This window comes from Bacillota bacterium, from assembly GCA_013178415.1.
In the GTDB taxonomy this organism is placed as follows: domain Bacteria; phylum Bacillota; class SHA-98; order Ch115; family Ch115; genus Ch115.
In genome coordinates, this window is the sequence record JABLXA010000018.1 from 50,732 (window position 1) to 62,767 (window position 12,036).

Consider the following 12,036-nt stretch of genomic DNA (forward strand, 5'->3'; position numbering starts at 1 on the left):
AATGGTGAACAATCAGCTGGGGAGGGATGAAAGCGGCCATGAAAGAGACGAAAGTGCTCGTGGTGGATGATGAACCTTCCATTGTAGAGCTCATCCGTTTCAACCTGGTGCGTGAAGGATTCAAAGTAACCGCCGCCTATTCCGGAGGAGGCCTTCTCGACAGGATAAGGGCTGAAAGGCCGGATCTTGTGATCCTTGACATCATGTTGCCAGGAGAAGACGGTCTTACTATCTGCAGGGAAATCAGAAAGGAAAGTAACCTCCCGATAATCATGCTTACCGCGAAGGATTCAGAAACTGATAAAGTCCTGGGCCTTGAGCTCGGGGCAGATGATTATATAACCAAGCCCTTCAGTCCAAGGGAATTAATTGCGAGAGTGAGAGCGGTCCTCAGGCGCTCGTCTGGCGAAGAATCCGCGGAGACGAAGAAGCAGGTCTTGAAAGTCAGAGATCTGATGCTGGATAGTGAAAAGCACCTTGTTACATTGAATGGTCGTGAATTAGATCTCCCGCCCAAGGAATTCGAGCTTCTCCGGATACTCATGGAGAATCTAGGGAGGGTCTTGACGCGTGAATATCTCCTGGAAACTATCTGGGGGTACGAGTATATTGGGGAGACTAGAACTGTTGATGTGCATATCCGTCGTCTGCGACAAAAGATTGAGCCCGACCCCTCCCAGCCCGTGTATATCGAGACAGTGCATGGGTTCGGGTATAGGATCAGGGGTGATTAGCAAACCATGAAATTCGGAATCCTTACAAAACTTTCGATCGCATTTTTCATTATAGTATTCCTGATCACCGGAATTACAGCCTTATCCTTGGACCAGGCTTTCCAAGTCCATTTTGTCTCGACATTTGAATCTACACTTGAGGCAAATGCAAAAATCGCCTCTGAACTCATCATGAGCCAGGGTTTGGCGGAATTGACATCAGCAGATTCAGGCATCCTTCATGATATGGTCTCGCGAATTTCGGAAGACACGAATGCCCGCACCATCATAACCCTGCCAGATGGTACAGTTCTCGCCGATTCATGGGGAAATTCGGATTGGGTGAAAAATCCTTCCAAGAATCCGAAAAACCAGCCATCCATTTCTACCCATCCCGAAACCATCCCGTCAAGTAGGAACTACGCCACCATAGGCCAGGGGCAATGGATCCAGGCCACTGCGCCTTTGAGATCCGGCGATCGCATCCTAGGGATGGTCAAACTCTCGAAGCCCATTGGCGAGATAAGGCAAATAAAGGTAAACATACAAAGCAAGGTAATGCTGGCCGCCCTCGTCTCCATTTTCCTGGCTGGCGGTATCGCTTATCTCATAGCATTGAACATGGCAAGACCTCTCAGGGAAATGACCAATATTGCCTCGAAAATATCAAATGGGGATCTTTCCCGAAGGGTCAGAATTACCTCGGGAGATGAGATGGGGCGCCTGGCAGATGCTCTGAACTACATGGCTGACAGACTGTCCGTCACGATCTATCAAACATCCGAAGAACGAAACAAAATGCGGGCCATACTAGCTAGCATGGTGGATGGGGTCGTGGCTGTGGACAGCAACAACAGGATAATCTTGATGAATCCGGCTGCAGAAGAAATGTTCGGAGTTTCAGAAGAAATGGCCCTTGGGAGGAAGTTCCTCGAAGCGATTCGCAACTATGGTCTTGTTGAAGCTATTTCCAACGCCACCAGGGGCGAGGTGCGCACGGCGGAATTCAAGGTATTTACCCCGGATGAAAGGACCCTGCGGGTCAGCGTTACTTGTATCGAGAAAGCAGGCGGTGGAGAGGCGGGTGTAGTGGCAGTAATACAGGACGTAACTGAACTCAGGCGACTCGAGCAGGTTAGAACCGAATTCGTAAGCAATGTCTCTCATGAACTCCGCACTCCCTTGACCTCGATCAAAGGCTTCATAGAAACGCTTCTAGATGGCGCGATGGAGGATCCAGATACAGCTAGAAGATTCCTTCAGATAATCCAGAAGGAGGCCAATCGCCTGGAAAGACTCATTTCCGACTTGCTCGACCTATCAAGAATAGAGTCCGGACATATCGAGTTGAAGAAAAGGCCAACCAATCTGGCGAGGTTGGCGGAGAGCGTTCATACCGTCCTGAAGCGGCAGTCAGACGCAAAAGGGCTCACAGTAGAAGTGACTATTCCCGAGGAATTTCCCGAAGTGATGGCGGATGCTGACCTTCTGCGACAAGTGTTCATGAACCTGATTGATAATTCCATAAAGTATACGCCTTCTGGTGGCAAGATCACCATCGGAGCCAGTATGGGAAATGAGGCAGTTGAGGTCTTTGTGGAAGATACGGGCATCGGCATCCCGAAAGCCCACCTCTCCCGCTTATTTGAACGTTTCTATAGAGTAGATAAAGCACGCTCGAGGGAAGTGGGCGGCACCGGCCTTGGGCTTGCCATAGTAAAGCACATAGTGGAACGCCACGGCGGCAAGGCTTGGATCGACAGCGAGGTGGGGAAAGGAACGCGCGTTACATTCACAATTCCCCATTCCTCAGCGCAGAGGGTTCTCTAACTATGGAGGCGGCGATGACCTCGCACCGGCGGCGCAAGCGTCTCCTTAACAATAAGTTAACATTTCAGAAACCGCAGATTAACTGCGCCCCCTTATACTTGTGGCTGAAATAGCAGGCGGCTGTGTGCATCCCAACACTCGATCAGCAGTGCCGTCCTGTCCTGGAGGCGAAACGATTGGAACTTGCGTATGATCAGCTTAGCGTGGGTGGTTTCCATCTTTCAACAACTTATACCGCCGCTAGGAGCGATGAGAAATCTGAATCCACCCTCGCATCTCCTAAGCCGAAAATAATCGCTCGTGACCTCAATGTCTATTACGGTGATGTAAAAGCCATTTCAGACGTGACCATAGAGATTCCCGAAAAGAGCGTGACGGCATTGATTGGTCCGTCGGGCTGCGGAAAATCTACATTTCTACGAACTCTGAATCGGATGAACGATCTCATAGACGGGGCGAGGATAGAAGGAACGGTTTTATTGGATGGCCAAGATATTTATTCTCCAAACATCGATGTGGTCGAAATGCGGAAAAGGGTGGGCATGGTCTTCCAAAAGCCCAACCCCTTCCCGATGACTATCTTTGATAATATCGCTTATGGTCCCCGGATTCACGGTTTGAAGAACCGGAAGAGACTCCAGGAATTGGTTGAACAAAGCCTCAGAGCTGCAGCCCTTTGGGACGAGGTAAAAGACCGTCTTCATGCCCCTGCCCTTGGCCTTTCAGGCGGGCAGCAGCAGCGCCTATGTATTGCGAGACTTCTTGCTGTTGAGCCCGAAGTCCTGCTTATGGACGAACCATGCTCCGCTCTCGATCCTATCTCAACCTCCAGAATAGAGGACCTGATACATGAGCTCAAATCTAGCTATACTATAATAATCGTGACCCATAACATGCAGCAAGCAGGCCGCGTGTCCGATGTCACAGGGTTTTTCTTAAATGGTGAGCTCATAGAGTTCGGCAAGACCCCCGAGCTATTTGAGAGACCTAGGGATCGACGGACCGAGGCATATATTACCGGGCGATTTGGTTGATGGCATGGGCTTCACGGGCCCTTCCGGCCCTCTCATACATCAGCAGCGCCACAAAAAGCATGGTCGATATGGCGGCTATGATGCCGGATCCCAAAAATGTGGCGCGAAGTCCCATTGCGTCAAAAAGACGGCCGGCAAAGATAGAGCCAAATATCCCGGCCAAACCCTCAGTAGCTGCGGCCAGCAGGCCCTGACCGCTAGTCCGCAGGTGCGCAGGCACGCGCCCTGTGATGATGGCTACGGCCCCGACAGTAAATGCTCCATAGGTCATGCTGTGGAGGAGTTGAAGGGCCAGGGCGCCGGTCAAACTCGAAACAGAGGCGAATAGGAACCACCTGATGGCTGTGCCGATCATCCCGGCCAGGAAGACACCTTCTGCGCCTATCCAGCTTATCAACCTGCCAGACGCAAAGAACAAGATTATCTCGCTGGTAACGGCCAACCCCCACGCGAGACCGATAAGAGATTCCGAGGCCCCGAGTCCATCGAGATGTATCGACAAAAACGTATAATAAGGGGCGGAACTCATCCGCGCCAGAAACGCGATGAAGAGAAAGGCTATCAGAGACTTATTCGAGCGGATCTCCGGCGGAAAGCTCAGCATATTTATCAGTGGCGTGCGGGTCGAGATTGCACGGGCCGAGGGCATCCGAACGGTCTCTGATCCTTTTGATCCAACCTTTGCTTCATCTGATTCTTTCTTCCCGGGAGCCATAGAGCCTGGGAGGAGAATCCAGGCAAGGATAGCGCTTCCTCCGCCAAACAACGCATAGAGCGGGAACATGACACCCAACCCAAACTTATCGATAACCCTACCCAACAGAACAACTCCTGCAGCAAATCCAACGGATCCCCAAACCCGTACGCCCCCATATGCCGCACCCTTCCCGCCGAGGAAATCAAGGACGATGGAATCAACAAGCGACCGGCAGGGAGCAAGAGCTATGGCGAAAATCAGCATGATAACGAAAATGTACCAGAAAGTTGGCAGTATCGTGAGGCCTAGGAAACATACCACACTACCCAACAAAAGAAGTCCCAGGATCCTGTTTTTCGCCAAAGCTCGATCGGCCAGTATCCCTACGATGGGCGCGAAAACCAGAATTGATAGCGGAGTCAAGGCCCCCAGGATTCCGATCTGCTCGCCCGAAAGCCCACCCCGCCTGAAATATAAATTAAGATACGGGCTATAGACACTGAAGCCCAGCAAATAAACAAAATAGAAAACTCTGAGCGACAGAAGTTGCTTTTGTCTTTTGTTCACTCCGATTGCGGCGTCCGCCCCTCCGGCCCGGCTACCGGGGGATTGCCGCAGCCTCCCTCCCATATTCCTTTGATCAAATGACCCGCGGCTAGAGTGGGACATAAGGAAATCCATCATAGGTTAAATTTCTCAGCAATCAGGATTGGGTTCGTGGCCGACAATAATCAAAGGTCGATCTTTCCAAGAATGACTCTATCACGCGCTCCTGTAGCTGATGGAACATTCGACGGAAGCCCGCAGAGCGTCTCATTTGCAAGTATTGCAAAGGCGATTGCTTCCTTCGCGTCACTCGATATTCCAAAATCCTCATGAGTCAAAACAGGAATCGGGGCCAGACGTTTCCTCAACATCGTCGTAAGGGAAGGGTTGTAACTCCCGCCTCCCCCAAGGATCACTTCATCCACCCGATAGCGGGGAAAGATGAATTTCTCATAATTGGAGACTATTGATTCCGCGGTGAAGGCTGTGACTGTCGCCACTAGGTCCTCATCAGAAAGCCCGATGACCTTCCCTTCATGGAAAACCTTTTGCGCGAAGTCGATTCCAAATTCCTCCCTCCCGGTAGTCTTCGGGGGGTGTCTTGAAATGAATGGATGCCGCATCAAACGTTCAAGAAGGGTGTCTGAAACTCTGCCAGCAGCGGCAAGCCGACCATCCACATCGAAATTCAACCGGCCTCCGGTGGCTATACTTACAATCCCGTCTATAAGCATATTCCCAGGCCCAGTATCAAATGCTATGATGTCTTCAAAGCGTACGCAGCCCCCGACCAGGGTAAGATTGGCTATCCCACCTATATTCTGGATCAGCCTTGTGCGGTTAGAGGAGGCCCCGAACAGCACATAATCTGCATACGCCACCAGGGGAGCCCCCTGCCCGCCGCAAGCCATGTCCCTCGCTCGAAAATCAGATACGGTGATGAGCCCTGTACGCTGCGCTATGACAGCTGATTCACCGATCTGAAGGGTCGAGCGGATCTTATACCCTCCATCATCTACTGGGTTCGGCATATGGTAAATAGTCTGGCCATGAGAGCCGACAGCATCCACATCTTCTGGCGTTAACCCGGCCTTCTCGATAATGCGAAGGGCGGCTTCGGCGAACAATTCCCCGAGATAGAAATTCATGTGGCAGATTTTGTCTACGGTAGATGTCCGTGGATGGAAGAGCTCAAAGATCTTCTCTCGGACAACGGGGTCATATTTATAATTCTCAAAGGCCAGACATTGGATCCTCGTCTTCTCGCCACTGCCCTCGACCTCCACCAATGCTGCGTCGATCCCGTCACATGAGGTCCCGGACATAAGGCCCACTATCCGTCGTCGTTTTTTGTTCTGGATATCATTCAAGGTTTTGGCCTTCATGGCTCGATCGCCGCCACTACCGCGTTTACAAATCGCGGCCGCAATTCCATCAGTCTCTCATTTGTCCTTGATGGATGCACTCTATTCGTCAGGAGAATGACGATAAGGTCAAGTACCGGATCTATCCAGAGGCCGGTCCCTGTAAATCCCGTGTGACCATAGGCCTGAGCTGACATCAGATTGCCGAAAGAAGATGAGGCCCCCGGTGTCTTGAGCTGCCAGCCGATCCCCCGATTCTCGCCCAGGCCTATAGTGTGATTGTGTGTGGCAAGGGATATTGTGGAAGGGGAAAAAATCATCTTTCCATCCATGGCCCCGGAATTCCGATACATCAAGGCGAAACGCCCGATGTCCGCAGCGGTGCTGAATAATCCCGCATTTCCGCTGATGCCACCCATGGCAAGCGCGTTCTCATCGTGGACAGCGCCACAAGCGATGCCATTCGAGCTGTGGCGATCGAGGAATTTGCCACTGCGCTTCATCCATTCCAGGATTCCCGCACCATTGCTGCCCCCACCACGCTTTTCCGTCGGGGCAATCCGGCTTCTATCATGGCACTCCTCCACTGTGAAAAATCCCGTCTCCGTCATGCCTAGCGGCTCGAATACTTCCTGGCGGACGAAGGTCCCAAGATCGCTCCCGGTCACCTTCTCAATTATGAGACCCAAAATGATAAATCCCATACAGCTGTATAAGACCCTCTCGCCGGGACGATGAATAAGGTGCAGTGAGAAAAGAGATCTCACCGCATCTTCTCTCGTGCTACCATGTAAGTAGATAGCCACAGAAGCCGGCAGCCCTGAAGTGTGGGTCAAAAGGTGGAAAAGGGTAATGCAATCTTTCATGGGGGCATCGAATTCCGGAAGATATTTGGAAACGGGATCCTCCAATAGCACCTCACCCATCTCCAAAAGCCGCAAGAAGGCGGAAGTCGTGGCAACGGGCTTGGTAATGGAAGCCATGTCGAAGATGGTGTCAACGGTCATGGGCACTTTTTCAGGCTCGAGAGATCTATACCCGCATGCCTCATAAGCGACGGGCAGGCCCCGGCGGATTATAAGCGTAACTGCCCCAGGATATGCAAATTTCTCCGTTCTGTCGGCAGCATTCCTCCTGATGAGTTCCAGGGCTCTCTCCAAACGATCAGCGTCCATGCCCGCCTCTTGAGGATCGAAAATTCTCATATCCAACCGACGCGGTATCCCCCCGAATTCCTTATGGCAGGCGCCGGTCTGTTTTTCAGCCCATCGCAACCGGGCGCCCACCATCAGCGAAGGGCAGAAATGCGTCTGTCCCCCCTTTTCGCCAGGTTCGAGATCCTCCTTGTGCGAGCCATCACCAGCGGCGCAAGGTGCCTCGAGCCGCGTTGAGATTTAAGACATCGTATCTATTCTATGAGTCAGATTCAGTCTGCTTAAGGTATTCCTCACGCGAAACGAGCTCACCATTGGTGATATTGGCCCCAACTACACGATATGCACAATCGAATTCAACAAAGAGATCCATCCTATTGAAACATTTTGTGCTCTTGCCCATGACTTCCTTATGGACAAAGAACACCGCGCCCGGGGCTGAACATACATTGTCGCAATCCCTCTGAATCTCATCTGTCTTACGCAGCCTCAACGGCACTATCTCCCCACACTTCTTACATTTGACATAGATCCAGACCGCATTGCGATCATTCGCTACAGCCAGACCCTTTCCTGATTCCGCAGGCTTACTCGATGCGGAACTGAATAGCTTTGCAAAGATTCCCACAGTCCTCACCAACCTCCAAAAATCGGTGATTTTACATCAAACCTCAGCCGCCTCGTCTTCCGGCGGTATATCCAGTCCGCCATGCATGGGATCCGACTCCGTCCCGGCCAGGTCCTGGCAGCAGCAGAGGCATGAATTCTTATACCCGGGGTGATAGTTACATTGAAATTTCATGTTCTACATGATATATTCCAGATATCGGCGCGGATTCCTTGTTGAAACGTGTTACAATAACTGATAAAAAGACCATTATGGGCCAACCCGCCCGGGGATATGGCTCTAGGAATTGGGGTGGTGCCGAATTGAGGGAAGAAACGAAATTCGTAGAACATCTTACGCCAAGGTCAGAGGATTTTGCCAGATGGTATACAGACATCGTGCTGAAGGCGGAACTCGCCGATTATGCGCCTGTTAAGGGCTGCATGGTTCTCAGGCCCTATGGATATGCCATATGGGAGAATATCCAGCGTTCTCTAGACGCCCGTTTCAAGGCCACCGGCCACCAGAACGCGTATTTCCCGCTTCTCATTCCCGAAAGCTTGCTGCGCAAAGAAAGCGAGCATGTGGAAGGGTTCGCTCCCGAGGTCGCGTGGGTGACCAGGGGCGGTCAGGAGGAACTAACAGAAAAGCTCGTGGTGCGTCCTACATCAGAAACCATAATCTGCAGCATGTATTCAAAATGGATCAAGTCATACAGAGACCTGCCTGTATTGATCAACCAGTGGTGTAATGTGGTCAGATGGGAGAAGACTACGAGGCCATTCTTGAGGACCTCCGAATTCCTGTGGCAAGAGGGGCATACTGCCCATCGCACCAGTCAGGAGGCTGAGGAGGAAGCCCTCAGGATGCTCGGAGTATATACTGATTTTGTGACCCATGACCTAGCCATCCCCGTGATTTCCGGCCGCAAGTCCGAGAGTGAGAAATTCGCAGGCGCGGTAAGCACATACACCATTGAGGCATTGATGGCCGATGGCCGGGCACTTCAGGCGGGCACTTCCCACAATCTGGGGCAAAACTTCGCGAAAGTCTTTGACATTACTTTTCTAGATGAAGACAATCAGCTCAAGCACGTATGGCAGACTTCCTGGGGCGTCAGCACGCGACTCATCGGCGCGCTGATAATGGTCCATGGGGACGACCGCGGTCTCGCCCTTCCTCCCGATATCGCCCCCATCCAGACCGTCATCGTCCCTATAATGCCGCCAAAGGACAGAAATGCTGTTCTGGCTCGGGCACATGAGCTTGCATCGCAGTTATCCAAGCAATTCCGGGTGCGTGTCGACGATAGAGAGGAATTTTCACCCGGATGGAAATTCAATGAATGGGAGCTCCGCGGTGTTCCCCTGCGAATAGAGCTTGGCCCTAGGGACCTCAAGGTTGGCCAGGTCGTTCTTGTCATGCGGCATTCCGGGGAGAAAAGATCCACCCCTCAGGAGGGACTGGTGGATGCGGTAGGTAAGGCCCTCGACGAGATCCGCGGGGGGTTGTATGAAAGGGCCAGGAGATTCCGGGATGAAAACACACATGAGGTGCAGACCTATGATGAATTCAAGACTCTCCTCGATACCAGGCCCGGTTTCATAAAAGCCGGCTGGTGCGGGAGCCATGAATGTGAGGCCGCCATAAAAGCCGAGACCGGCGCCACCATAAGATGCATCCCGCTGAACAACCAGGCGGGCGAGGCTACCTGTATCAGGTGTAATAAAACAAAAGGCCCGGTAGTCTATTTTGCTAGGGCATATTGATTGCGAATAGCAGAGGGACCTGGCTGAGCGCCATCGCCTTATAAGATGGACTGAATAAAGCTTCTAGCCTCAGGAGTCCGGGGATTTTTGAACATTTCCTGCGGGGTCGCTTCTTCCAAGATACGCCCCTCATGCACGAAAAGCGCCCGATCCCCGACTCTCTGGGCAAAGCCCATTTCATGTGTCACGACAACCATGGTCATGCCTCTCTCAGCGAGCGCCTCCATAGCCCGGAGAACCTCGCCAATGAGTTCGGGATCCAATGCTGAGGTTGGTTCATCAAAAAGCATCAGTTTGGGGTCCATGGCAAGCGCACGGGCGATTGCCACCCTCTGCTGCTGCCCGCCGGATAATTGATCCGGATATGCATGGGCTCGGGCACCAAGGCCTACCTGATCCAGAGCCGCTTTTCCAATGTGCTCGGCCTCACCCGGATTCATATGCTTTACAACCCTAAGGGCCAGAGTGACATTGTCAAGGGCTGTCAGGTGCGGGAATAGATTAAAATGCTGGAAGACGAAACCCATATTTTCCCGAAGCCTTTGAAGATTGGTCCTTACCGGGTCTATCTTCTTACCTTCAAACCAGATTTCGCCACTGTCTATTGTCTCGAGGTAGTTCAGACATCTGAGTAATGTGCTCTTCCCCGATCCGCTCCTTCCCAGGATGACCACAACTTCTCCACTATAGACAGTAAAGCTTATATCTTTTAAAATATGCAGCGTCCCCAAACGCTTGTTGATATTTACCGCTCGCAAGATCTCAGGTCGGGATATCTCCCGCGCTGCGGCCGCTCCGGGCCCTCTATTCATTGGAAGCAACCCTTTCTCTTTCATAAATATCTGCATGCTCAAGGACAAGATCTACAAGCTCTCCAATTTCCGGTAGAATCATTGTCGCTCCTCGTAATTTATCACTATATGTTGAATCTCTTTCACCATTTAAAAGAATGAAGACTTCAAGTCCGGCATCCCTGCCAGCCAAGATATCCACCACTGAATCGCCCACATATATTGTATCCTCAGGCGTACCTCCAAGATCGCTGAGAGCCTGGAGGATCATCGCGGGGTCGGGCTTAGGCGCAGGAACGCAATCAGCACCCACTATCACCGAAAAATGATATCGGATGTCAAGCGCATCGAGGAGATTGATCGAGGAATACCTGGGCTTGTTGGAGGCGATGGCACATTTCAGGCCGGCCTCCCTAAGTCGCCTGAGCGCCTCTGGTACTCCGGGAAAGACCGCGGTATTCTTGCATTGTACATTATTATAATAATCGCGATAGGCAATTACCACTCGCTCCATGTCCTCTTCTCGCACGCGACCATCAAGGAAGCGGTGCAAAGGATACCCCAGCAGGTGTCTTACATCATTTTCGGAAAATGGCTCATATCCAGCGCTGAGCAATGCATAATTGAGAGCTCTCAGGATCCCAGGATTCGAATCCACAAGAGTCCCATCAAGATCAAAGATGATATTCTTCAATCGTGCAAGTCGACTATACCTAAATAGTCCTACAGAATCTCTCGCCATCGCCGGTTGCTCCTCATCCTTCATCGGACGCATTTCCCTCTGGCTGGCCATTCTCAACGAACCCCATGGGAAGCGGTTGCCCCGAATCTCTGGCCCTGTTTCGCGCGCCCCTAGTCTGCCCCAGTAAGGGTTTTACCAGATTTACCACATCCCTGTGGATATCCTTTAATGGACGGTTTCCATCTATAATCTCTATGTTATGACCCTCTCGCTGCAAGATCTTTATGATTCTTAGGTAATTCTGATCAACCTGTTCGAGTTTTGACGTCTCCTCATAAAGCTCCACATGCCACCTATCCTGAAGCCTCCGTTTTTCAGCCACCAGGGGAGGCACCCTGAGCATGATAGTCAAGTCTGGCATGATGCATCTTGAATTTATGGCCTTTATCCACTCATAGTCCACTGATAATGACTGGTAGGCAAATGATGACAGATAGTACCTGTCGCAGATGACGGTCACGCCATTTTCCAATTTGGGTAGGATATCAACCTCCAGATGATCTATCCTATCAGCGGCGAATAAAAGCGCGAGGCAGGCAGGATCAAGGCTCTGGAGCTTACCATCCTTAGTTGGAACACCAACTCTTTTGGCGAGAACCGTTCTGATGAGCCCCCCTACCGGCCCATCTGTAGGTTCCTTGGTCAAGTGAACCGGCAGGCCGAGTTTCTTGATATATTCTTTTAACCTATATGTCTGAGTCGTGACCCCAGACCCATCAATGCCCTCAAAGACAATAAATCTACCCCGGATCACCAAGGTCGCCCCCTCACTGAAAATCCTGTTGGGAT

Annotated in this window: 11 protein-coding genes; 4 read left to right on the plus strand and 7 right to left on the minus strand. The window is 51.6% G+C overall.

What is annotated here, in order from left to right:
* Positions 1-38: 38 nt before the first annotated feature.
* The 3 genes from HPY52_13345 (at position 39) to HPY52_13355 (ending at position 3,577) form a co-directional block, all read left to right on the plus strand.
* Positions 39-734, plus strand: coding sequence for a response regulator transcription factor (locus HPY52_13345; GenBank protein NPV81234.1), 696 nt, complete (start codon positions 39-41; stop codon positions 732-734).
* A gap of 6 nt (positions 735-740) precedes the next feature.
* Entirely contained in the window at positions 741-2,543 is a 1,803-nt protein-coding gene (gene phoR, locus HPY52_13350; protein NPV81235.1) for a phosphate regulon sensor histidine kinase PhoR, read from the plus strand.
* Between the two features lie 203 nt (positions 2,544-2,746).
* The gene (locus HPY52_13355) at positions 2,747-3,577 is read left to right on the plus strand and encodes a phosphate ABC transporter ATP-binding protein (GenBank protein ID NPV81236.1); all 831 of its coding nucleotides are present in this window, start codon (positions 2,747-2,749) and stop codon (positions 3,575-3,577) included.
* On the opposite strand, the gene HPY52_13360 is transcribed toward HPY52_13355, so the two are convergent.
* The 4 genes from HPY52_13360 to HPY52_13375 form a co-directional block, all read right to left on the minus strand.
* Positions 3,558-4,841 carry an MFS transporter gene (locus tag HPY52_13360; GenBank protein NPV81237.1) on the minus strand — a complete coding sequence of 428 codons (1,284 nt, stop codon included), beginning with the start codon at positions 4,839-4,841 and terminating at the stop codon, positions 3,558-3,560. The two genes, HPY52_13355 and HPY52_13360, sit on opposite strands and share 20 nt — an antisense overlap.
* A gap of 164 nt (positions 4,842-5,005) precedes the next feature.
* The gene (locus tag HPY52_13365) at positions 5,006-6,205 is read right to left on the minus strand and encodes an anhydro-N-acetylmuramic acid kinase (GenBank protein ID NPV81238.1); all 1,200 of its coding nucleotides are present in this window, start codon (positions 6,203-6,205) and stop codon (positions 5,006-5,008) included.
* Positions 6,202-7,389 carry a serine hydrolase gene (locus tag HPY52_13370; GenBank protein NPV81239.1) on the minus strand — a complete coding sequence of 396 codons (1,188 nt, stop codon included), beginning with the start codon at positions 7,387-7,389 and terminating at the stop codon, positions 6,202-6,204. Before HPY52_13370 ends, HPY52_13365 begins: the two co-directional genes overlap by 4 nt.
* A gap of 208 nt (positions 7,390-7,597) precedes the next feature.
* Positions 7,598-7,966, minus strand: coding sequence for a hypothetical protein (locus tag HPY52_13375; GenBank protein ID NPV81240.1), 369 nt, complete (start codon positions 7,964-7,966; stop codon positions 7,598-7,600).
* 251 nt (positions 7,967-8,217) lie between these two features.
* Between HPY52_13375 and HPY52_13380 the strand changes: the two genes are divergently transcribed.
* The gene (locus HPY52_13380; protein ID NPV81241.1) at positions 8,218-9,714 is read left to right on the plus strand and encodes a proline--tRNA ligase; all 1,497 of its coding nucleotides are present in this window, start codon (positions 8,218-8,220) and stop codon (positions 9,712-9,714) included.
* A 38-nt stretch (positions 9,715-9,752) separates the two neighbouring features.
* On the opposite strand, the gene HPY52_13385 is transcribed toward HPY52_13380, so the two are convergent.
* The 3 genes from HPY52_13385 to tmk are packed head-to-tail and all read right to left on the minus strand — an operon-like array spanning position 9,753 to position 12,001.
* Positions 9,753-10,526 carry an amino acid ABC transporter ATP-binding protein gene (locus HPY52_13385; protein ID NPV81242.1) on the minus strand — a complete coding sequence of 258 codons (774 nt, stop codon included), beginning with the start codon at positions 10,524-10,526 and terminating at the stop codon, positions 9,753-9,755.
* Complete coding sequence (locus tag HPY52_13390) at positions 10,519-11,280, minus strand: HAD-IA family hydrolase (GenBank protein ID NPV81243.1); 762 nt, start codon at positions 11,278-11,280, stop codon at positions 10,519-10,521. Before HPY52_13390 ends, HPY52_13385 begins: the two co-directional genes overlap by 8 nt.
* On the minus strand, positions 11,261-12,001 hold the full coding sequence (gene tmk, locus HPY52_13395) for a dTMP kinase (GenBank protein ID NPV81244.1): 741 nt from the start codon (positions 11,999-12,001) through the stop codon (positions 11,261-11,263). The genes HPY52_13390 and tmk overlap by 20 nt, the downstream gene beginning before the upstream one ends.
* Positions 12,002-12,036: the final 35 nt, after the last annotated feature.